This is a genomic window from Actinomadura napierensis (assembly GCF_039529375.1).
GTDB classification, from domain to species: domain Bacteria; phylum Actinomycetota; class Actinomycetes; order Streptosporangiales; family Streptosporangiaceae; genus Spirillospora; species Spirillospora napierensis.
In genome coordinates, this window is the sequence record NZ_BAAAMR010000078.1 from 1 (window position 1) to 20,266 (window position 20,266).

Sequence of the window (20,266 nt, forward strand, 5' to 3'; positions counted from 1 at the left end):
CGGGACGGGGCGGGCCGCCCGCCGGCTCCGGCGGCGCGGCCGGCTTGAGGCCGGCGGCGGCGAGCCGCAGCGTCAGCGCGCGCAGCCGGTCGCGGGTCGGCGCGTCGTGCACCTGCTCGGCCAGCGCCCGCAGCTCGGCGTGCACCGCGCGGACCTCCTCCCACCGCGCCGCCGCGTCCGGCGGGACGGTGGGCGTCCGCGCCAGCGCCTCGTCGGCCCGGTCGCGGACGGCGAGGTCCTGCTCCAGGTCGCGGGCCGCCTGCACGGCAGCGCCGACGATCCGGTCGGCGAGCGACAGCGGCTCGCGCAGCGCCCCGTACAGCACGCCGCGGACGCGCCGCCGCACCACGACCGGCACCGCGACGATCGACAGCAGCCCCTCGCGCCCGACCGGCTTGTCGTAGTCGTGGCTGATCGACGCCGCGCACGGGTAGTTGCTCACCCACATCGGCCGGCCCGTCGCCATCGCCTTGCCGCCGAGCCCGTTGCCGTGCCGGACGACCAGGCCGTTCAGCGAGTCGGTGGTGTTGCCGACGAGCTCGGTGATGCGCAGCCGCTCGCGGCCGCTGAGCGCGCCGCCGAACACCATGGGCAGGCCCGTCGTGCGGTGCAGCGTCAGCACCGCCGACCGGACCGCCCCGGCGTCGTCGCCCATGGTGGACAGCATGCCCGCAGGCGGCCGATCACGGAAGGTCACGCGCGCGGAAATCGCACCGGCGCGACCTCACGCGTGCTCGCGGGCGGCCACGTCGCCGAGCCCGAGGATGTCCACCGCCTCGGCGCGCATCTGCACCTTGCGGATCTTCCCGGTGACGGTCATCGGGAACTCGTCCACGACGTGCACATACCGCGGGATCTTGAAGTGCGCGAGCTTGCCCCGGCAGAACGCGCGCAGCGCCTCGGCGGTGAGGTCCGGCGCGTCCTGGCGCAGCCGCACCCACGCCATCAGCTCCTCGCCGTACTTCTCGTCGGGGACGCCGATGACCTGCGCGTCGACGATGTCGGGATGGGTGTAGAGGAACTCCTCGATCTCGCGCGGGTACACGTTCTCGCCGCCGCGGATCACCATGTCCTTGATCCGGCCGGTGATGTTGACGTAGCCCTCGTCGTCCATGACCGCGAGGTCGCCGGTGTGCATCCAGCGGGCCGCGTCGATCGCCTCGGCCGTCTTGTCCGGCTCCTCCCAGTAGCCGAGCATCACCGAGTAGCCGCGCGTGCAGAACTCGCCGGGGGTGCCGCGCGGGACGGTGACGCCGGTCTCCGGGTCGATCACCTTGATCTCCAGGTGCGGCATGACGGTGCCGACCGTGGAGACGCGGCGGTCCAGGGAGTCGCCCGCGCGGGTCTGCGTCGACACCGGCGAGGTCTCCGTCATGCCGTAGCAGATCGCGACCTCCGCCATCCCGAGGCGGTCGATGACCTGCTTCATCACCTCGACCGGGCACGGCGACCCGGCCATGATCCCGGTGCGCAGGCACGACAAATCCAAGGTGTCGGCGGACGGCTCGTTCAGCACCGCGATGAACATCGTCGGCACGCCGTACAGCGACGTGCAGCGCTCCGCCGCGACCGCGTCCAGCGTCGCCTTCGGGTCGAACGCGGGCGCCGGGATCACGATGCACGCGCCGTGGCTGGTCGCCGCGAGGTTCCCCATCACCATGCCGAAGCAGTGGTAGAAGGGCACCGGCACGCAGATCCGGTCCTCCTCGTCGTAGCCGCACAGCTCGCCGACGAAGAACCCGTTGTTGAGGATGTTGTGGTGCGACAGCGTCGCGCCCTTCGGGAAGCCGGTCGTCCCCGACGTGTACTGGATGTTGATCGGGTCGTCCGCGCCGAGGCCCTCGCCGATGCCGTGCAGCAGGTGCCGGTCGCCGGCCCGGCCCGTCTCCACCAGCGCGTCCCAGGCGCCGGTGCCGACGAGGATCACGTCGGTCAGCCCGGCGCAGCGCGGCCGGACCTCCTCGATCATCGCCGCGTAGTCGGACGTCTTGAACGACTCCGCCGCGACGAGCGTGCGGATGCCCGCCTGGTTCAGCACGAACTCCAGCTCGTGCACCCGGTAGGCGGGGTTGATGTTGACCAGGATCGCGCCGAGCTTCGCCGTCGCGTACTGGACGAGCATCCACTCCGCGCAGTTCGGCGCCCAGATCCCGACCCGGTCGCCCTTCGTCACGCCGAGGTCGCGCAGGCCGAGCGCGACCGCGTCGACGTCGGCGGCGAACTGGTCGTAGGTCCAGCGGCGGCCCGTCGCCATCTCCACGAGCGCTTCGCGGTCGGCGAACGCGGCGACCGTCTTATCCAGGTTGGCGCCGATCGTGTCGCCGAGCAGCGGCGTCGCCGAAACGCCGGACGCGTACGAGAGGGTCATCGGTGGTCCTCCTCGCGGAACTCGCCGGGCGGCCGGTCGTCCGCGCCGGGATGCTTGCCGATCTCCGCGGTCCGCAGCTCCACCCGGCGGATCTTCCCGGAGATCGTCTTCGGCAGCTCGCCGAACTCCAGCAGCCGCACCCGCTTGTAGGGCGACAGCTGCGCCCGGCTGTGCTCGAAGATCGCCTGCGCGGTCTCCGCGGTCGGCTCCCAGCCCGCCGCGAGCGTCACGTACGCCTTCGGCACCGCGAGCCGCACCGGGTCCGGCGACGGGACCACCGCCGCCTCGGCCACCGCCGGATGCTCGATCAGCACGCTCTCCAGCTCGAACGGGGAGATCTTGTAGTCGGACGCCTTGAACACGTCGTCCGCGCGCCCGACATAGGTGATGTATCCGTCCTCGTCCCGGGAGCCGATGTCGCCCGTGTGGTAGAAACCGCCCGCCATCGCCTCCTCGGTGCGCGCCTCGTCGCCGTGGTAGCCCGTCATCAGCCCGAGCGGCCGGTCCTCCAGATCGAGGCAGATCTCGCCCTCCTGGCCCTGCTCCCCGGTCAGCGGGTCGATCAGCACCACCTGGTAGCCCGGCACGGGACGTCCCATCGAGCCGGGCTTCACCTCCTGGCCCGGCGTGTTGGCGATCTGCACGGTCGTCTCGGTCTGCCCGAACCCGTCGCGGATCGTCCGGCCCCACGCGTCCTTCACCCGCTGGATGACCTCGGGGTTCAGCGGCTCGCCCGCCGCGACCACCTCGCGCGGCGGCGTCGCCAGCCGGCCGAGATCGGACTGGATCAGCATCCGCCACACCGTCGGCGGCGCGCAGAAGCTCGTCACGCCGCACCGCTCCATCGCGTCCAGCAGCCTGTCGGCGTCGAACCGCGCGTAGTTGAAGATGAACACGCACGCCTCGGCGTTCCACGGCGCGAAGATGTTGCTCCACGCGTGCTTCGCCCATCCCGGCGACGAGATGTTCAGGTGGACGTCCCCGGGCCGCAGCCCCAGCCAGTACATCGTCGACAGATGCCCGGCCGGGTAGGACGCGTGCGTGTGTTCGACCAGCTTCGGCTGCGCCGTCGTCCCGGACGTGAAGTACAGCAGCAGCGTGTCCGACGACATCGTCATCCCGTAATGGGACAACTCGTCACCGCCCTCATAGGCGTCGGCGTACCGCAGCCACCCGTCCACCGGCTCGCCGACCGCGATCCGCGTGAACTCGCCCTCCAGACCGTCGAACTTCCCGGCATCCGTCGAGGCCGCCACCACATGGCGGGCCCGGCCCCTCGTGAGCCGGTCCTGGAGATCCGCCGGGCCGAGCAGCGGCGTGCACGGGATCAGCACCGCGCCGAGCTTCATCGCCGCGAGGACCGTCTCCCACAACTCGACCTGGTTGCCGAGCATCAGCACGATCCGGTCGCCGCGCCGCACCCCGGCCGCCCGCAGCATGGTCGCGACCTGGTTCGACCGCCGCGCCATCTCCGCGAACGAGTACCGCTCCTCCGCCCCGTCCTCCTGGACGATCCACAGCGCCGGCGCGTCGTTCCCCTCGGCGATCTTGTCGAACCAGTCGAGCGCCCAGTTGAACCCCGTCAGCACCGGCCAGCGGAACTTCTCGTACGCGGTCGCGTGGTCGTCGCGATGCGCGAGCAGGAAGTCGCGCGCCGCGCGGAACTCGACAGCGGGCATGATCTCTCCTCGTCACCGCACGGACACCTGGTCAGGGGCATGGTCGGACATCCCGAGTGACCCACGCCACCCCCGAACGGGGGTAGGCGAGTCAATCTGGGAGGGGCGACCCCCCAGACCCCCCGGCAACTGCTTCCTACCCGCCCGCGACGAACGTGGACCGCAGAAGACGCGCCATGTGCTCGCCGACGGCCGCCATGGTCGTCGCCGCCATGCCGTGCTCCTCGACGAGCTCGCGCGCCGCGCGCGGCAGCGCCCCCCGGGACCGCCGGCTGCGCGCGTTCCGCGGCTCCTCGATCGACCTCGCCATGGCCCCATGCTCGCACCCGGTGCCGCCGCCGTAGGGTCGTCGTCCATGACCGCCTCCCACCTGGACGGCACCCGTACCGCCTACGACGGTGTCGCCGACCTCTACGCCCGCCTGTTCACCACCACGTTCCTCGACCGGCCGCTGGATCTCGCGATGATCAACGCGTTCGCGCAGCTCACGCGGGATTCCGGGCCGGTCGCCGACCTCGGCTGCGGGCCCGGGCACTTCACCGGCCACCTGCGCTCGCTCGGCTGCGACGCGTTCGGCGCGGACGTGTCCGCCGAGATGATCCGGATCGCCCGCGCGGCGCACCCGGGCGTCCGGTTCGACCAGGCCCCGATGACCGAGCTGGACGTGCCGGACGGCTCGCTCGGCGGCGTCCTGGCCTGGTACTCGATCATCCACACGCCGCCGGAGGAGGTGCCGGAGCTGCTCGCCGCCTTCCACCGGATGCTGGCGCCCGGCGGCCACCTGCTGCTCGGCTTCTTCACCTCCGACACCGCCGAGTGCGTCCCGTTCGACCACAAGGTGGCGCCCGCGCACCGCTGGCCCATCGACACCGCCGCCGAACTGGTGGAGAAGGCCGGCTTCACCGAGATCGGACGGCTCCGCCGCGAGCCCGCCGAGGGCGAGCGCTACCGCCAAGGCCACCTCCTCGCCCGCAAGGAGCCGCGACGGCGAGGGTGAGGCGGCGGAGGCGCGGCGGGTCGGCGATCACGGTGTAGCCGGCGACGCGGTCGCCCTCGACGGTGATCTGGAGGACGGCGGCGAGGCGGCCCCGCGGCGCGACGACCAGGCCGATCGCGCCGTCGACCAGGGCGATGCGGGCGTTCCGGGCGCGCGCCGGGTTGGCGGCGGTCTCCCCGGCGATGCGGTGGGCGCCCCGGAGCTCCGCCGCCGGCTCGGCCCGCCGGAACGCGTCCGGCGCCAGCACCGCGAGCAGCGCGTCCATGTCGCCGGAGCGGGACGCGGCGAGGAACGCCTCCACCACCTTCCGCTGGCGCGCGAGGTCGGCGGCGGGCAGCGCGGGCGCCCCGTGCACGCGCAGCCGCGCGCGGCTCGCCAGTTTCTTCGCGGTCGCGGGCGTCCGCTCCACGATCCCGGCGATCTCCGCGAACGGCACGGCGAACAGGTCGTGCAGGACGAACGCGACGCGCTCGGCGGGCGCCAGCCGGTCGAGGACGACCAGCATCGCCAGCCCCACCGCGTCGGCGAGCAGCGCCTCCTCCTCGGGGTCGCGGCCGTCCGCCCGCTCGACTCCGGTGAGGCCGCCGAACTCCTCGCCCCTGCGCCGCCGCGCCCGGAGCATGTCGAGGCAGATCCGCCCGGCGATCGTGGTCAGCCAGCCCGTCACGTTGGCGACGTCTCCGGCGCCCGCGCGGGACGCCCGTAGCCAGGTCTCCTGGACCGCGTCGTCCGCCTCGTCCAGCGATCCGAGCATGCGGTACGCGACCGCCCGCAGGTGGCCGCGGCACTCGTCGAACCGCTCGGCCAGCGCCTGCTCGTCCATCGGTCCCCTTTCGTCGTCGCGGGTCGTCATATCGGTGGGAACCAAGGACGACATCGGAACGAAGGGGCGCTCACTCATGCTATCGGCCCGTGACCAGGCCACCTCGCTGCTGCACCTGGACTCCAGCCACTCCGGCGACTCGATCACCCGGCGGCTGTCCGCGCGGTTCGCGGAGGTCTGGAAGGAGCGGCACGGCGCGTCCGAACACCGGTACCGCGACCTCGTCGCCGAGCCGGTGCCGCCGATTTCCGCGGCCTATTGCGCGCTGGGACGCCGCGTGGAGAGGAACGGATACGTCCCGCCCGCGAAGGTGGACGCGCTCATCGAGAACGGCGCCGAGGAGCGGGAATGGGCGCTGACCCTTCCGCTGATCGAGCAGTTCCGGGACGCGGGCACCGTGCTGATCGGCGCGCCGATGTACAACTTCTCGGTGTCCGCGTCGCTGAAGGCGTGGATCGACCGGGTCACCTTTCCCGGCGCGTACTCCGACCCGGACACCGGCCAGAGCCTGCTGCGCGGCAAGCGGATCGTCGTCGTCACCGCGCGCGGCGGCGCCTACGGCCCCGGCGCGCCGCGCGAGGGCTTCGATTTCCAGGAGCCGTATCTGCGCGCCTACTTCGCCAATCTCGGCATCGCCGACGACGACGTGGAGTTCGTCAACGCCGAAATGACGCTCGCCGACCTCGTCCCGCACCTGGCGCGGTTCAGGGAAATGGCGGCGGAATCGCTCGCCGCGGCGCGGGAGGCCGTGACCGAACTGGCCTCCCGCTAGCGGCGGCGGGTCACTTGGACGGGACGTACGGCGGGGCGACGCCCCAGCCCCAGTGCGGCATGGGCGCTTCGAGGGGCGGCGTCGCGCCGGGCTGGGAGTTGGCCAGCGCGATGCGGGTACCCCACTCGATGTAGGACGCGAACGCGGCGCGGAACTCGGGGTCGGCGGGCAGGCCGACCTCGTCCGCCGCGTCCATGAGCAGGGTCGCCCAGCGGCGGCGCTGCGCCTCGGTGATCGCCTTGCCGAGGTGCTGGCGGACCATGTGGTGGTAGCCGCCGCGCTCCTGGCTGTAGCGGTCGGGGCCGCGGAACACCTCGCTCAGCCAGATCGCGACCCACGTGGGGTGGTCCGGGGGCATGTGCTCGAACAGCGGGATGAGCAGCTCGTCCTTGAGGACCTTGCCGTAGAAGACCTTGGTGAGGTTCTCCAGTGCCTCCGTGCCGCCGGCCCAGTCGTACATCGTCGGGACGGACGAGCCGGCGCCGCGTACGGGCGTCCGCTCGTAGTGCCGCATCTCCTCGATCTGCTGGACGTACGGCTTGATCTCGGCGAAGAAGGCGGGGAAGTGCTCGCCGGAGCGGAAGCCCTGCGAGTGGTCCTCGGCGGACGTCCAGCAGATCCGCAGGATGTAGCACTCGGGCTCGTCCACGCAGCGGGACAGTTCGAAGTCGACGCACTGCGGCGCGGCGGCGAGGGGGACGGCGGCGCGCGCGTAGGCGGCCTCGAACTCCTCCGCCTTCGCCCGGTCGATCCGGTAGCGGATGTACTCGACGATCACTGAACCCCCAAGGCGCGAGCTTCCGGTCGGGTCATCAATGTAATCCTGTAATCACCCGACCGGAAGCCCCATGATCATTTTTCGCCGGAAGCTCCCGACGAGCGCCGGTACCAGGCGAACCCGCCGCCCACGACCACCACGACGGCGGCGATCAGGCCGATCCACAGCCACCCGGACGAGCCGTCCGAGGCCCGCCCGGACGCCTTGGAGGCCGACGCCGAGGCCGACGCAGCCGGTGCCGCGCCCGCCGATCCGGTGACGGTGAACTTGTAGGTACCGCTGATGGGGTGGCCGTCCGGCGACACCACGCGCCAGCCGACCGTGTAGACCCCGTTCGGCAGCGTGCCCTTCACCGCCTCGGTGACCTTGTTGTCCACCGCCTGCGGCGCGCCCGACTCGTGCCGGCCGCCCTTGGCGTCGGTGATCACCACCTGCGGCAGCTGCACCGGGTCCGCGTAGGTCAGGACGACCTGCGCGGGCGGCGCGACCGTCGCGTCCTGCCCCGGGCTGGCCCCGGTGAGCGAGGTGTGCGCGGAGGCGGGGGACGCGGTCAGGGCGAGCGCGGCGCCGGCGGCGGCGATCCCGGCGGCGGCGCGCCGGACGGCCCGGGTCACGCCCGGCTCCGCGCGCGGGACAGGCCGTAGCCGCCGACCGCGATGCCGATCACGCCTACGCCGATGCCGACGCCGCCGAGCACCCGCGCGGTGCCGTCGTCCGAGTCCGCCTCGGCCTTGGCGGCGGCGGGCTTCGACTGCGCGGTGAGCCCGGCGGCCGCGGTGTCGGCGGCGCCCTTCGGGGTGAGCTTCAGCGTGGGCGCCGGGTGCTCGGGCTCGTTCGAGCCGTCGCCCGGGTCCTGCTCCCACTTGACGACCTGGCCGTCGGAGTAGGTCTGGTCGGCCTTGAAGGTCATCGTGTCGGTGTTGGTGGGCAGCGGGCCGAGCGAGACGTCGAACTCCTGGAACTGGCCGGGTTCGATCTTCCCGCCGGACCAGGTGATCTGGGTGACGGCCTTGGTCAGCTCGCCGCCCTCGGTCTTGACCGGCGCCGGGAGCTTGGACTCCACGACCTTCGCCGTCCAGCCGGGGACGGGGCGGACCGACACCGACGAGACCGGGTGGTCGGCGGGGAGGTCGACGACGAGCTTGGTCGTGTCGGCCTTGTCCTCCTCGTTCGGCACCCGGAACGAGATCTTGGCGTAGGAGCCCTGCTCGGCGGTCTTGGGGTTGACGGTGACGTGCGCGGACGCGGCGGTGGCGAGCGCGATGACGCCGAGGCCGGCCAGCGACGCGACCGCGCCCAGGCGGCGGGCGTGCGACAGGGAAGGCAAAACGGAACTCCGTTCGAGTCGTACGGGTCGGACCGGACACGCCGGGACCGGCGTCCGGTGACGTACGGCGCTCCGCTCAGAGGTGAGCGAGCGCCCTCGAACGCGGCGGGGGTCCCCGCCGGACGACCTGGTGCCGGAGCGCACGTCCCGTGGCCATGGCGCCGGCCGCCACCGGCACCACGGGGGTACGGACCGGACGCTCCGCCGGTTCAACGAGCAGCAGGGCGAGCAGCAGCCGGATCGGGCGGTCGGCGGCGGACGCCACGCGCCGCGCCAGCGACCACGCGGCCCGCTCGCCGCGCCGCAGCCACCACGCCGCGACCACGGCCGCCGCGCAGTGCGCGAGCGTCATCGAGGTGCCGGGGCCGTGCATCGGCATCGCCGCGCCGTGCCCCGCCTGGACGGCGGCCTCGCAGTGGCGCATGCCGTCGGTCGCGCCCGTGAACAGCGCGTGCAGCGCGAACTGCCCGCCGAGCAGCCCGCCCGTGATCGTCGGGAGGGACCGCTCGTGGCCCGCGAGCGCCAGCGTGACCACCAGCACCGCGCCGAACCCGGCGAGCACCGCCCAGCCGGGCACCGGCTCGTGCGACGCCAGGGCGTGGCCGAGGGTCGCCAACGACACGCAGACGGTCGCGAAGACGACTGCGCGCGCGGTGCGGAAGACCGGCTGCCGGGGACGCGGGGACATGACGGGGACATCGTCCCACCTCCGTCCGGCCGGCCGCATCCGACCCCGGGAACCGGTCCCGACGCGCCCTACATGTTGGGGTTGCGCAATGAGGATCAACAAGATGTAGGGTTCAACCCCGTGCTGGTTCGCCCCCGCCGCTCGCGGCGGGGGCGTCGTGAGAGGGAACCCGGTGAGAGTCCGGGACTGCCCCGCAGCGGTGAGCGGGAACGACCGCCGTCACAGGCACTGAACCGGGCGACCGGATCGGGAAGCGACGGCCAGTAGGTCGCGTCTCCGGCAGGAGGCGCGGGCGCCCGCGAGTCCGAAGACCTGCCATGCACGCCGTACGTCCGAGGCTTCGCGGGTGAGCCGGGGGACGGTGCGCGGCAGCATGCCGTCGCGCCCGTTCGCACGCCCTCGCGAGGCCGGCTCACGAGGGAGAGAACGTGACAGTCACCATGCGGGCTCCGGCGGAGGCGGCCGCCACCGGGGGGATCGCCGCCGAGGTCGCGGCGGCCTGCGCCGGCATCGAGGGGACCGCGCCGGAACGGGTGCTCGGCGCGGTCCGGGGCGGCGCCGGCGCGAGCGCCGCCGACCTGCGCGACCTGGCGACCCGGGAGGCCGCCGCGCTCGTCGCGGTGGAGCCGGGGTACTCCCGGGTCGCCGCGCGGCTGCTGGCCGCCCGCGTCCGCGACGAGGCGGCCGAGGCCGGCGTCCGGACGTTCGCCGGGTCCGTCGCCGCCGCGCACGCCGAGGGCCTCCTCGCGGACGGCCCCGCCGCGTTCGTCGCCGCCAACGCCGCGGCCCTGAACGCGCTCATCGACGAGGACGCGGACGACCGGTTCGGGTACTTCGGGCTCCGCACCCTCTACGACCGCTACCTGCTGCGGCATCCGCGCACCCGGCTCGTCCTGGAGCGCCCGCAGCACTTCCTGCTCCGCGTCGCCGTCGGGCTCTCCGAGAGCGTGGACGAGGCGGCGGAGCTGTACGGGCTGCTCAGCACGCTGTCGTATCTGCCCAGCTCACCGACGCTGTTCAACTCCGCGGCCCGCCGCCCGCAGCTGTCGTCCTGCTTCCTGCTGGACTCGCCGCGCGACGAGCTGGAGGCGATCTACGAGCGGTACGGGCAGGTCGCGCGGCTCAGCAAGTACGCGGGCGGGATCGGGATCTCCTGGACGCGGGTCCGCTCGCGCGGGTCGCTGATCCGGGGGACGAACGGGCACTCGAACGGGATCGTCCCGTGGCTGCGCACCCTCGACGCGTCCGTCGCCGCCGTCAATCAGGGCGGCCGCCGCAAGGGCGCCGCCTGCGTGTACCTGGAGCCGTGGCACGCCGACGTCGAGGAGTTCCTCGAGCTGCGCGACAACACCGGCGAGGACGCGCGCCGCACCCACAACCTGAACCTGGCGAACTGGATCCCGGACGAGTTCATGCGCCGCGTCGAGGCGGACGAGACGTGGTCGCTGTTCGACCCGAAGGAGGTCCCGGAGCTGACCGACCTGTGGGGCGACGCCTTCGACGCCGCGTACCGGGCGGCCGAAAAGGAGGGCCGGTACGTCCGGCAGGTCCCGGCCCGCAAGCTGTACGGGCGGATGTTGCGCACGCTGGCGGAGACCGGCAACGGGTGGATGACCTTCAAGGACGCCGCGAACCGGGCCTGCAACCAGACCGCCGAGCCGGGCCGGACCGTCCACCTGTCCAACCTGTGCACCGAGATCCTGGAGGTCACGGGGGACAACGAGGCGGCCGTGTGCAACCTCGGGTCGGTGAACCTGGCCGCGCACGTCTCGCCGTCCGGGGTGGACTGGGACCGGCTGCGCGCGACCGTCCGGACCGCCGTCCGGTTCCTGGACCGCACCATCGACCGCGGCTTCTATCCGACGCCCGAGGCGGAAACGGCCAACCGCAAATGGCGTCCCGTCGGGCTCGGGGTCATGGGCCTCGCCGATGTGTTCTTCACGCTGCGGCTGCCGTTCGACTCCGCCGAGGCCCGCGAGCTGTCCACCCGGATCGCCGAGGAGATCGCGCTCGCCGCCTATGCCGCGTCCGCCGACCTCGCGGAGGCGCACGGGCCGCTTCCGGCCTACGCCGAGACCCGCACCGCGCGCGGGAAGCTGCACCTCGACCACTTCCCGGACGCCGCGCCGACCCGTCCCGCCGAATGGGACGCGCTCCGCGCCCGCATCGCCGACGTCGGCCTGCGCAACTCGCTGCTGATCGCGATCGCGCCGACCGCCACGATCGCGTCCATCGCTGGCTGCTACGAGTGCATCGAGCCGCAGGTGTCCAACCTGTTCAAGCGCGAGACGCTCTCCGGCGAGTTCCTGCAGATCAACGGCTACCTCGTCGACGACCTGAAATCGCTCGGGCTGTGGAACGACGCCGTCCGCGAGGCGATCAAGCGCGCCAACGGCTCGATCCAGGGCCTGGTCGACCTGCCGGAGGAGATGCTCAGCCTCTACCGGACGGCCTGGGAACTGCCGCAGAAGGCGCTCATCGACCTCGCCGCCGCCCGCACCCCGTACATCGACCAGTCCCAGTCGCTGAACCTGTTCATGGAGACCCCGACGATCGGGAAGCTGTCCTCGATGTACGCCTACGCGTGGCGCAGCGGCCTCAAGACCACCTACTACCTGCGCTCCCGCCCCGCCACGCGGATCGCGCAGACGACCGTCGCCGCGGCGGTCTGCTCCCTGGAGAACCCCGAGACCTGCGAGGCCTGCCAATAATGCCGCTGCTCGACCCGGGCATGGACCTGACCCTGCGGCCCATGCGCTACCCCGACTTCTACGAGCGCTACCGCGCCGCGATCCGCAACACCTGGACGGTCGAGGAGATCGACCTCGCCTCCGACCTGCCGGACCTCGCCCGCCTCACGCCGGCCGAACGGCACCTGGTCAACCGGCTGGTCGCGTTCTTCGCCACCGGCGACTCGATCGTGGCGAACAACCTCGTTCTCAACCTCTACAAGCACGTCAACGCGCCCGAGGCTCGGCTGTACCTGTCGCGGCAGCTGTTCGAGGAGGCCGTGCACGTCCAGTTCTACCTGACCCTCCTCGACACCTACCTGCCCGACCAGGACGAGCGGGCCCGCGCGTTCGCGGCGATCGAGCACATCCCGTCCATCCGGGCGAAGGCGCGATTCTGCTTCCGGTGGATCGACGCGCTCGGCTCGCTCGACGAGCTGAGCACCGCCGCCGACCGGCGCGCGTTCCTGCTCAACCTGATCTGCTTCGCCGCCTGCATCGAGGGCCTGTTCTTCTACGGCGCGTTCGCCTACGTCTACTGGCTGCGCTCCCGCGGGCTGCTGAACGCCCTCGCGTCCGGGACCAACTGGGTCTTCCGGGACGAGAGCGCCCATATGGCCTTCGCGTTCTCCGTCGTCGACACCGTCCGGGCCGAAGAACCCGGCCTGTTCGACGCGGAGATGACCGCGCAGGTCACCGCCATGCTGGAGGAGGCGGTCGAGGCGGAGCTGGCCTTCGCCCGCGACCTGTGCGGCGACGGCCTGCCCGGGATGGGCGCGGACGACATGCGCGCCTACCTGGAGTACGTCGCCGACCAGCGCCTCGTCCGCCTCGGCCTGCCCGTCCGCTACGGGACGGCCAACCCGTTCGCGTTCATGGAGCTGCAGGACGTCCAGGAGCTGTCGAACTTCTTCGAGCGCCGCGTCTCGGCCTACCAGATCGGCGTGGAGGGCAGCGTCGCGTTCGACGAGGCGTTCTGACGAACTTTCCGGCCCGGGTGCTCGTTGAACTGGGAGAAGCTAGGCCGAGGAGGAAGAACGTGGCTTCTCTCATCGACCGGATCATGAAGTTCGTCCGGGGACCGCAGGGGCAGAAGGCCCGGGCGAAGGCGGAGCAGTTCGCCCATAGCCCCCAGGCTCAGAAGGCCCGCACGAAGGCGGAGCAGTTCGCTCACGGCCCTCAGGGGCAGAAGGCGCGGGCCAAGGCCGAACAGCTGGCCCGCAGCCCGCAGGCCCAGAAGGCGCGCGCGAAGGCGGAGCAGCTCATCAGCGACCCGCGCAACCAGGAGAAGGCTCGCAAGCTCCTGTCCCGCCTGCGCGGCGGCCCTCGCCGCTGACGTGCACGGACGGCCCGCCCCGGCATGCCGGAGCGGGCCGTCCCGTGCGGGTCACGCGGTGTCGAGGTTGGCCAGGTACGACTCGTTGCCCTGCGCGCCCGCGACCGCGTCCGGCGGGACGATCTCCTCCAGCCGCTCGAACGCCGACGCGTCCAGCGCGAGATCGCCGGCGGCCGCGTTGGCGCGGGCGTTGGCGGCCTTCCGCGTCCCCGGGATCGGCAGCGCGCCCCGGTCCACCAGCCAGGCCAGCACCAGCTGCGCCGACGTGACGCCCTGCTCGGCGGCGAGCGTGGCCACCCGGTCCGCCAGCGAGACGTTGCGTTCGAGGTTGCCGCCCTGAAAGCGCGGGTTGTTCCGCCGCCAGTCGCCCGCCTCGAGATCGTCCGCCGCGCGGACCTGGCCGCCGAGGAGCCCGCGCCCGAGCGGGCTGTAGGCGACGAACGCGATGCCCAGCTCCGCGCACGCCGGGATCAGCTCGTCCTCCGGCGCCCGCTGGAACGGCGAGTACTCGGTCTGCAACGCCCTCACGGGGTGGACGGCGTGGGCGCGCCGCAGCGTCCGCGCGGACACCTCCGACAGCCCGTACCCGCCGATCTTCCCCGCCTGGACCAGCTCGCCGAGCGCCCCGGCCGTCTCCTCGATCGGGGTCGTGGGGTCGAGCCGGTGCAGGTAGTACAGGTCCACGTGGTCGGTGCGGAGCCGCGACAGGCTGGCGTCCAGGGCCTGCCGGACGTACTCGGGCCGGCCCATCCCGGGGATCAGGATGCCGTTCGCGTCCTGGTTCCCGCCGAACTTGGTGGCCAGCACGTACTCGTCCCGCCGCTTCTCCAGCGTGCGGCCGATCAGGGTCTCGCTGTACCCGGCGCCGTAGATGTCGGCGGTGTCGACGAACGTGACACCGGCGTCCAACGCGGCCAGGAGCGTCTCGGTAGCGTCGCGCTCCTCGACGCCGCCGTAGACCGGCGCCACGGTCATCGCGCCGAACCCCACCACCGACACCTGCGGCCCGTTCGTTCCAAGGGTGCGATAGCGCACTGAAAAGTCACCTCTTGTCTCTCATGGATGTGCCTCCACCCTGCCCCGCGCGCCCCCGGCCAACCAGTGCCCGCCGATGCCTAGGCTCCGGAGGGCCAGCCTGCTGCCTGGGCGTTGGCGCGCCCTTGCGTAAGTCTTGCTAAATCTTTTTGCAGCAAAAGGTAACTGGACCTTTTTCTGCGGGGTGGGGGACGGTGGCGGCATGCTTTCCCGCTTCGGTTCCGCCCACGTTCTCGCTCTGGCGGGCACCGTCGTGCTGTGGGCCTCGGCCTTCCCCGCCATCCGGGTCGGCATCGACGGCCTCGGTGTGGCGGCGCTGTCGTTCCTGAGGATCGTGATCGCGGCCATGGCGCTCATCCTGGCCGCCCCGTTGGCCAAGGTGCGTCCGCCGCGGCGCCGCGACCTCCCGATGATCGCCTTGTGCGGAGCCACCGGCATCACCGCCTACCAGGTACTGCTCAACTGGGGTGAGGTCCAGGTGGAGGCCGGGACCGCGAGCCTGCTGATCGCGACCGCCCCCGTTTTCAGCGTCCTGCTGGGAAGCCTGCTCCTGGAGGAGCGGCCGACCCGCACCGTCATCGTCGGCAGTGTCGTCGCACTCGCCGGCGCGGCCATCGTCGGCCTGGCCGAGGGCACCGGCGGATTCACCGTCTCGGCCCTCATCGTCCTGGCCGCCGCCGTCGTCCAGGGGACGTACCACTTCGCGACCAAGCCCCTGCTCCGCCGCTACACCGGCCTGGAGGTCGCCACCTACGCGATGGTCGCGGGAACCGTCTTCGCCCTGCCCCTGGTCCCCGCCGCGTGGCCCGCGACCCTCCACGCACCGGCGGACGCGTTGGCCTCCGCGGTGTACCTGGGCCTGCTGCCGTCCGCGCTCGGCTTCGTCATCTGGGCCTACGCCGTCGCCCGCCTGCCGCTCGCGGCCTCCACGGCGGCCCTGTACCTGGTGCCGCCGGTGGCGCTGATCGTCTCCTATGGCTGGCTCGGCGAGGTGCCCCACCCCATCGAGCTGGTGGGCGGCGCGGTCAGCGCGGCAGGGGTGATCCTCATCCACCGGAGCAGGGCGGCTCCACCTCCCGGCGCGGACGGCGACGCTCCCGAGGCCGCGACCGATCAGCCGGCCGGCCGCCCGGCGCCGACACGGTGAAGGTTCTGCCGGTCCCCGGGACACACTGGGAGCTGCCGTCCCGATCCGAGCCATCCGAGTAAGGAGCCCGTTCGTGCTCGACGTTCGCCGTCTGCGGATCCTCCAGCACCTGGCCGCCTATGGCACCGTCGCAGCCACCGCCGAGGCCCTGCACCTGACGCCACCGGCCGTTTCCCAGCACCTCGCCGCCCTGCAGAAAGAGGCGGGCACGCCCGTGGTGGAGAAGGTCGGCCGCACGCTGCGGCTGACCGCGGCCGGCGAGCTGCTGGTGGCCCACGCCGAGATCATCCTGGCGGAACTCGCGGCGGCCGAGTCCGGCCTGGCCGCCCTGCAGACCGGCCGGCACGGCATCGTGCGGATCGCCGCCTTCCCCTCCGCCGCCCGCACCCTCATCGCGCCCCTCTGGCAGCGCCTGGCCGATACGGACGCTTCCCCGGCCCCTTCGCTGCGACTCTCCGTCCTGGAGCCCGAGGAGGCCCTCGACCAGCTGCGCAAGCGCTCCACCGACCTCGCTGTGGTGCACAGCTACACGGTGCTGCCGCGCAACTTCCCCGCCGCATGCGAGCAGGCCGTCCTGATGGAGGAGCCGGTGCTGCTCGCCCTGCACCCCCGCCAGGCCGAGGCACTGCGACTGACCGCCGGACAGCCCGCGGATCTGTCCCGCCTGTCGGACGTGCCGTGGCTGACGCCCGGGCCGGAGACCTCGTGCCAGGAGATGATCCAGCGAGCCTGCGGCACCGCCGGCTTCGTCCCGGACGTCCGCGCCTGCAGCAGTGACTTCTCCGTGCTGACCGCCCTGGTCGCGGCAGGAGCGGGCGCCGCCCTGATCCCCCGCATGGCCCTGCCGGAGACCAGTGCGGCCCTGAGCCTCCACCCCCTCGTCCACCCCGTCTCGCGGACCATTTACACCGTGAGCCTGGCGGGCACCGCCAAGCGCCCGGACCTACGCCACGTCCTGGACCTGCTCCACGCCCCGGCCGGTCAGGGGTCGGTCAGCCGGTGAGGAGCTGGGCGCGCAGGTCGCGCAGGTCGTGGGAGGTCAGTCCCAGGCCCTGGGCGAGGTAGCGGTCGAACGAGCCGTACTTGGCTTCGACCTCGTCGAACCCGGAGTTCAGGTACTCGGGGCGGACGTCGAGGAGCGGCTTGTAGATCGCCCGCTGCGCCTCCGGCAACTGCGCCAGCGTGGCCGCGTTCTCGGCGGCCCGGTAGGTGTTGCTGAGCAGGTAGTCGTGCATGACGGTGTCGCGGGGGACGCCGAGCGCGGTCAGTATCGCGGCGGAGGCCCAGCCGGTGCGGTCCTTGCCGGCGGTGCAGTGGTACAGGAGGGCGGCGGACGTCCGGTCGCCGGCGGCGCCCAGCAGGGAGCGGTAGGCGGCCCGGCCCGTGTCCGAGGACACCATGCCCTTCTCTCCGTCGACCATGAGCTGCGCGGCGGCCTCGGGGGTCGTGATCGAGATGTTGGTGTCCGCGGTGCCCGACACGTTCGCCGTGACCGTCCTGGTGCCCGCGGGCAGGCGGTCGGGGGACGCGGCCTGCTCGGTGGGCGTGCGCAGGTCGTAGACGGTGCGGAGGCCGAGGCGCTTCAGCTTCGCGACGTCGGCGCCGGTGAGGCGGCCGAGGTCGCCCGAGCGGTAGAGGACGCCCATGCGCACCCAGTGCCCGTCGGCGGTGCGGTAACCGCCCGCGTCGCGCAGGTTGGGGGCGGACGCCAGGTGCAGCGACCGGTCGGCGAGGGTCAGGGACCCGCCGCGGTCGGGCACCAGCTCGAACCACCACCGGTCGGCCCTGCCGAGGCCCCGGACGGTGATGGTCGCCCTGCCCGATCCGGTGGCGACGGGGCGCCGGTGGGAGATGCGGTCCCGCGTGGTGCCCGCGTACACCTGGACGCGGTGGACGCCCGGGGACGTCCAGGCGATGGTGAAGGAGCCGTCGTCGTTCTGGGTGACGTTCGCGGCGGTGAACGGGATCTGCCGCGCGGCCTGGTGCCGGGCCGGGGCGTGGGCGCCCGTTTCGGAGGCCAGCGCGGGGACGGGGGTGACGGCGCCGGCGGTCAGCAGCGCGCCCGCCAGCGCGGTGGTGCCGAATCGGGCTGCATTTTTACGGTTGAACACGTGGACCGAAACTAGGGGCGCGCGGGCAACCGGAGATGGACGGAAGGTGGCGTCCGGGTGGTTGCGGAAGCAACACCTGCCGGAGCAGACGTCAATGGTGGCCGGTCAGGCGGTCGAGGAGGGCGGGGAGTTCGGCCAGGCGGTCCTGTTCTTCGGGGGTCAGTGTCGTGGCGATCGCGGTGGCGAGCCAGTCGCGGCGGGCCTCGCGGTCGCGGTCGAGGGCGGCCCGGCCTTCGGGGGTGAGGGCGATGACGACGCCGCGCGCGTCGTGGGGGTTGGCGTGGCGGCGGGCGTAGCCGAGGTCTTCGAGGTCCTTCACCGTGCGGCTCTGGCTCTGGTGGCGGACGCCGCGCCGCTGGGCGAGGGAGGCGATGCCCGCCTCGCCCTCGCGGTCGAGGAGGCCGAGCGTCTGGGCGAGCGGGGGAGGCAGCGCGTCGGCTCGGGCGCGGGTCGTGCGGACGAGCCCGGCGATGGACGTCCGCAGCCGTTCGGCGAGGTGGTCGTGGTTCGTCATGGGGTCCTCCGGGGGCGTCCCCGATCATCCTACACAGCAAAGGTGTACAGTTGTGGCTGTACACCTTTGCTGCTCAAATAAGGAAGATCGCCATGCAGTTGACCAAGCACGCCCACGCCTGCGTCGTCCTGGAGAAGGAGGACACGACGATCGTGCTGGACCCCGGCACGTTCACGCCGGACGCGGAGTCCGCCGTCGCGGCCGCCGACGCCGTCCTGATCACGCACGAGCACTTCGACCACTTCGACGACGCGCTGCTCGGCGCGGCCCTGGAGAAGCGTCCCGACCTGCACGTCTACGGGCCGGCGGCGGTGCGGGAGAAGCTGGGCGACCACGGCGGGCGGGTCCGGGCCGTCGCCGACGGCGACGCGCTGGCCATCGGCGACTTCGCCGTGACCGTGCACGGCGAGCAGCACGCGCTGATCCACCCGGACATCCCGCTCGTGGACAACTCCGGCTACCTGATCGACGGCCGGGTGTACCACCCGGGCGATGCCTACTACGTGCCGGACGTCCCGATCGAGACGCTGCTGCTGCCCACCAGCGGGCCGTGGACCAAGCTCGGGGACGCGGTCGACTACGTCCGGAGCGTCCGGCCGACCCGGCTGCTGCAGATCCACGAGCTGATGCTCAGCGACCTCGGGCAGAACTCGGCCGCCATGTTCCTGGAGGGCCTGACCGGCCTCACGATGTCCCTCCTCGCGCCGGGGAAGAGCACCGAACTCTGAGCGGGGCCGGAACCCGCGTTCCAGCCTGCTGTACCGTCCGCCTCCAGCGCGCCGGTGGCGGATTCGAGCAGATGGCGGGAGGGACCCGAGGGGGCGGTCGGTGATGCGATGTTCACATCGAAATCACCCCCTGCCAACGGAGGATCCGACCGATGAGCATGCCCACCCGGCAAGACATACCGGTCCACGTCCGGGGCTACGCGCCGCGCCACGTGGGCACGCTCGAGTTCCCCGTGGGCGCCCCGGCGTCGCCACCGCCCCGGCGCGGGCCGTTCGGGCTCGTCCGGCGGCACCCGCTGATGGCGTTCTTCGTCCTGGCGTACGCGGCGAGCTGGCTGGCCTGGCTGCCGTACGTGCTGTCCGCCGACGGGCTCGGCGTCCTGGACTTCCGGTTCCCCGCGCTCCTGGGCGACAGCCAGATCCCGGGCGTCCTGCCCGGGGCGTACATCGGGCCGCTCGGGTCGGCGCTGGTGGTCACGGCGATCACCGGCGGCCGGGCCGGGCTGCGCGACTGGCGGCGCCGGCTGCTGAGGCTGCGGGTCCGCTGGTACTGGTACGTGATCGTGCTGACGGGCGTCCCGGCGCTGCTGGTGGGCGGCGCACTGCTGCTGCCCGGTGCCGCCGCCACCCTCAAGGCGCCCTCCGCGATAGTCCTGGCCGCGTTCCTGCCCCTGCTCCTGCTGCAGGTGGTGACGACCGGTCTGGCCGAGGAGCCCGGCTGGCGCGACTTCGCGCTCCCGCTGCTGCAGCGGCGCCACGGCCCGGTCCTGGGCACCCTGTTCCTCGGCGTGGTGTGGAGCCTCTGGCACCTGCCGCTGTTCTTCACGCACTGGTCGCTCGGCGGCACCCGTCCCGACACCGTCCACTGGTGGACGACGCTGGGCGCCTTCCTGTTCATGTCCGTGGCGATCAGCTACCTGATCACCTGGGTGTTCAACCACACCAGGGAGAGCCTGCCGGCCGCGCTGGTGCTGCACGCGACCAACAACACCGTCGCCAGCATCGTCCTGCCGGAGCTGTTCCCCCATGCCGAGGGCTCCTGGATGCTGACCGGAGGCGCCATCGGCTACGGCGCCGCAGCCCTCGTCCTTCTCGTGGTCACCCGGGGCCGCCTCGGGTACCGCGGCCCCCGCGACTGACCCCGCCGCACGTTTCGTCGTCGACCTGTTCCATTCCGTAGTCGAGACGAAGAGCTGCGGGCCTATCCTCCCCTTCGGCGGGCGCGCTCAGGGGG

General features: G+C 72.5%; 21 protein-coding genes and 1 riboswitch. Of the genes, 9 read left to right on the forward strand and 12 right to left on the reverse strand.

Annotated features, from left to right (window positions below; all coding sequences use genetic code 11):
* From ABD296_RS34120 to ABD296_RS34135, 4 genes are all read right to left on the reverse strand, one after another.
* A partial coding sequence (locus ABD296_RS34120) for a GAF domain-containing protein (protein ID WP_344276918.1) occupies positions 1-667 on the reverse strand: 667 nt, incomplete at its 3' end.
* 57 nt (positions 668-724) lie between these two features.
* Positions 725-2,368, reverse strand: coding sequence for an AMP-binding protein (locus ABD296_RS34125; RefSeq protein WP_344276921.1), 1,644 nt, complete (start codon positions 2,366-2,368; stop codon positions 725-727).
* Positions 2,365-4,047, reverse strand: a complete 1,683-nt coding sequence (locus tag ABD296_RS34130; protein WP_344276924.1) for an AMP-binding protein — start codon at positions 4,045-4,047, stop codon at positions 2,365-2,367. The genes ABD296_RS34125 and ABD296_RS34130 overlap by 4 nt, the downstream gene beginning before the upstream one ends.
* A gap of 136 nt (positions 4,048-4,183) precedes the next feature.
* On the reverse strand, positions 4,184-4,357 hold the full coding sequence (locus tag ABD296_RS34135) for a hypothetical protein (protein ID WP_344276927.1): 174 nt from the start codon (positions 4,355-4,357) through the stop codon (positions 4,184-4,186).
* Positions 4,358-4,402: 45 nt separating this feature from the next.
* Between ABD296_RS34135 and ABD296_RS34140 the strand changes: the two genes are divergently transcribed.
* On the forward strand, positions 4,403-5,044 hold the full coding sequence (locus ABD296_RS34140; RefSeq protein ID WP_344276930.1) for a class I SAM-dependent methyltransferase: 642 nt from the start codon (positions 4,403-4,405) through the stop codon (positions 5,042-5,044).
* Here ABD296_RS34140 and ABD296_RS34145 read toward each other — a convergent pair.
* Positions 4,947-5,867: a sigma-70 family RNA polymerase sigma factor gene (locus tag ABD296_RS34145; protein ID WP_344277053.1), complete on the reverse strand. Its 921-nt coding sequence runs from the start codon at positions 5,865-5,867 to the stop codon at positions 4,947-4,949. The genes ABD296_RS34140 and ABD296_RS34145 overlap by 98 nt on opposite strands.
* 76 nt (positions 5,868-5,943) lie before the next feature.
* Here ABD296_RS34145 and ABD296_RS34150 point away from each other — a divergent pair, with 76 nt between their 5' ends.
* Positions 5,944-6,639, forward strand: coding sequence for an FMN-dependent NADH-azoreductase (locus ABD296_RS34150; protein ID WP_344276933.1), 696 nt, complete (start codon positions 5,944-5,946; stop codon positions 6,637-6,639).
* A 10-nt stretch (positions 6,640-6,649) separates the two neighbouring features.
* On the opposite strand, the gene ABD296_RS34155 is transcribed toward ABD296_RS34150, so the two are convergent.
* The 4 genes from ABD296_RS34155 to ABD296_RS34170 form a co-directional block, all read right to left on the reverse strand.
* Positions 6,650-7,417 (reverse strand): group II truncated hemoglobin, encoded by a 768-nt coding sequence (locus ABD296_RS34155; RefSeq protein ID WP_344276936.1) that lies wholly within the window; start codon positions 7,415-7,417, stop codon positions 6,650-6,652.
* Between the two features lie 74 nt (positions 7,418-7,491).
* Positions 7,492-8,031: a copper resistance CopC family protein gene (locus ABD296_RS34160; protein ID WP_344276938.1), complete on the reverse strand. Its 540-nt coding sequence runs from the start codon at positions 8,029-8,031 to the stop codon at positions 7,492-7,494.
* Positions 8,028-8,744 carry a YcnI family copper-binding membrane protein gene (locus tag ABD296_RS34165; RefSeq protein WP_344276941.1) on the reverse strand — a complete coding sequence of 239 codons (717 nt, stop codon included), beginning with the start codon at positions 8,742-8,744 and terminating at the stop codon, positions 8,028-8,030. Before ABD296_RS34165 ends, ABD296_RS34160 begins: the two co-directional genes overlap by 4 nt.
* A gap of 76 nt (positions 8,745-8,820) precedes the next feature.
* Positions 8,821-9,432 (reverse strand): hypothetical protein, encoded by a 612-nt coding sequence (locus ABD296_RS34170; RefSeq protein ID WP_344276944.1) that lies wholly within the window; start codon positions 9,430-9,432, stop codon positions 8,821-8,823.
* A gap of 107 nt (positions 9,433-9,539) precedes the next feature.
* Positions 9,540-9,767, forward strand: a riboswitch (cobalamin riboswitch).
* 93 nt (positions 9,768-9,860) lie between these two features.
* Between ABD296_RS34170 and ABD296_RS34175 the strand changes: the two genes are divergently transcribed.
* The 3 genes from ABD296_RS34175 to ABD296_RS34185 are packed head-to-tail and all read left to right on the forward strand — an operon-like array spanning position 9,861 to position 13,497.
* Positions 9,861-12,143, forward strand: a complete 2,283-nt coding sequence (locus ABD296_RS34175) for a ribonucleoside-diphosphate reductase subunit alpha (RefSeq protein ID WP_344276946.1) — start codon at positions 9,861-9,863, stop codon at positions 12,141-12,143.
* Positions 12,143-13,141, forward strand: coding sequence for a ribonucleotide-diphosphate reductase subunit beta (locus ABD296_RS34180; protein ID WP_344276948.1), 999 nt, complete (start codon positions 12,143-12,145; stop codon positions 13,139-13,141). Before ABD296_RS34175 ends, ABD296_RS34180 begins: the two co-directional genes overlap by 1 nt.
* A 59-nt stretch (positions 13,142-13,200) precedes the next feature.
* On the forward strand, positions 13,201-13,497 hold the full coding sequence (locus ABD296_RS34185) for a hypothetical protein (protein ID WP_344276951.1): 297 nt from the start codon (positions 13,201-13,203) through the stop codon (positions 13,495-13,497).
* Positions 13,498-13,548: 51 nt separating this feature from the next.
* On the opposite strand, the gene ABD296_RS34190 is transcribed toward ABD296_RS34185, so the two are convergent.
* The gene (locus ABD296_RS34190; protein ID WP_344276954.1) at positions 13,549-14,532 is read right to left on the reverse strand and encodes an aldo/keto reductase; all 984 of its coding nucleotides are present in this window, start codon (positions 14,530-14,532) and stop codon (positions 13,549-13,551) included.
* A gap of 202 nt (positions 14,533-14,734) precedes the next feature.
* On the opposite strand from ABD296_RS34190, the gene ABD296_RS34195 reads away from it, so the two are divergent.
* Both ABD296_RS34195 and ABD296_RS34200 read left to right on the forward strand, forming a co-directional pair.
* On the forward strand, positions 14,735-15,679 hold the full coding sequence (locus ABD296_RS34195) for a DMT family transporter (protein WP_344276957.1): 945 nt from the start codon (positions 14,735-14,737) through the stop codon (positions 15,677-15,679).
* A gap of 73 nt (positions 15,680-15,752) precedes the next feature.
* Complete coding sequence (locus ABD296_RS34200; protein ID WP_344276960.1) at positions 15,753-16,682, forward strand: LysR family transcriptional regulator; 930 nt, start codon at positions 15,753-15,755, stop codon at positions 16,680-16,682.
* On the opposite strand, the gene ABD296_RS34205 is transcribed toward ABD296_RS34200, so the two are convergent.
* Positions 16,672-17,790 carry a tyrosine-protein phosphatase gene (locus ABD296_RS34205; RefSeq protein WP_344276963.1) on the reverse strand — a complete coding sequence of 373 codons (1,119 nt, stop codon included), beginning with the start codon at positions 17,788-17,790 and terminating at the stop codon, positions 16,672-16,674. The genes ABD296_RS34200 and ABD296_RS34205 overlap by 11 nt on opposite strands.
* A 91-nt stretch (positions 17,791-17,881) precedes the next feature.
* Positions 17,882-18,304 (reverse strand): MarR family winged helix-turn-helix transcriptional regulator, encoded by a 423-nt coding sequence (locus ABD296_RS34210; RefSeq protein ID WP_344276966.1) that lies wholly within the window; start codon positions 18,302-18,304, stop codon positions 17,882-17,884.
* Positions 18,305-18,396: 92 nt separating this feature from the next.
* Between ABD296_RS34210 and ABD296_RS34215 the strand changes: the two genes are divergently transcribed.
* Positions 18,397-19,032 (forward strand): MBL fold metallo-hydrolase, encoded by a 636-nt coding sequence (locus ABD296_RS34215; protein ID WP_344276969.1) that lies wholly within the window; start codon positions 18,397-18,399, stop codon positions 19,030-19,032.
* Between the two features lie 152 nt (positions 19,033-19,184).
* Positions 19,185-20,171, forward strand: coding sequence for a CPBP family intramembrane glutamic endopeptidase (locus ABD296_RS34220; RefSeq protein ID WP_344276972.1), 987 nt, complete (start codon positions 19,185-19,187; stop codon positions 20,169-20,171).
* Positions 20,172-20,266: the final 95 nt, after the last annotated feature.

What these genes read in the sequence shown, in the direction of transcription:
- ABD296_RS34125 (WP_344276921.1), bottom strand. Translation starts at nt 2,368, where the DNA reads ATGACCCTCTCGTACGCGTCCGGCGTTTCGGCGACGCCGCTGCTCGGC.
- ABD296_RS34130 (WP_344276924.1), bottom strand. Translation starts at nt 4,047, where the DNA reads ATGCCCGCTGTCGAGTTCCGCGCGGCGCGCGACTTCCTGCTCGCGCAT.
- ABD296_RS34135 (WP_344276927.1), bottom strand. Translation starts at nt 4,357, where the DNA reads ATGGCGAGGTCGATCGAGGAGCCGCGGAACGCGCGCAGCCGGCGGTCC.
- ABD296_RS34140 (WP_344276930.1), top strand. Translation starts at nt 4,403, where the DNA reads ATGACCGCCTCCCACCTGGACGGCACCCGTACCGCCTACGACGGTGTC.
- ABD296_RS34145 (WP_344277053.1), bottom strand. Translation starts at nt 5,867, where the DNA reads ATGGACGAGCAGGCGCTGGCCGAGCGGTTCGACGAGTGCCGCGGCCAC.
- ABD296_RS34150 (WP_344276933.1), top strand. Translation starts at nt 5,944, where the DNA reads ATGCTATCGGCCCGTGACCAGGCCACCTCGCTGCTGCACCTGGACTCC.
- ABD296_RS34170 (WP_344276944.1), bottom strand. Translation starts at nt 9,432, where the DNA reads ATGTCCCCGCGTCCCCGGCAGCCGGTCTTCCGCACCGCGCGCGCAGTC.
- ABD296_RS34180 (WP_344276948.1), top strand. Translation starts at nt 12,143, where the DNA reads ATGCCGCTGCTCGACCCGGGCATGGACCTGACCCTGCGGCCCATGCGC.
- ABD296_RS34195 (WP_344276957.1), top strand. Translation starts at nt 14,735, where the DNA reads ATGCTTTCCCGCTTCGGTTCCGCCCACGTTCTCGCTCTGGCGGGCACC.
- ABD296_RS34210 (WP_344276966.1), bottom strand. Translation starts at nt 18,304, where the DNA reads ATGACGAACCACGACCACCTCGCCGAACGGCTGCGGACGTCCATCGCC.
- ABD296_RS34215 (WP_344276969.1), top strand. Translation starts at nt 18,397, where the DNA reads ATGCAGTTGACCAAGCACGCCCACGCCTGCGTCGTCCTGGAGAAGGAG.
- ABD296_RS34220 (WP_344276972.1), top strand. Translation starts at nt 19,185, where the DNA reads ATGAGCATGCCCACCCGGCAAGACATACCGGTCCACGTCCGGGGCTAC.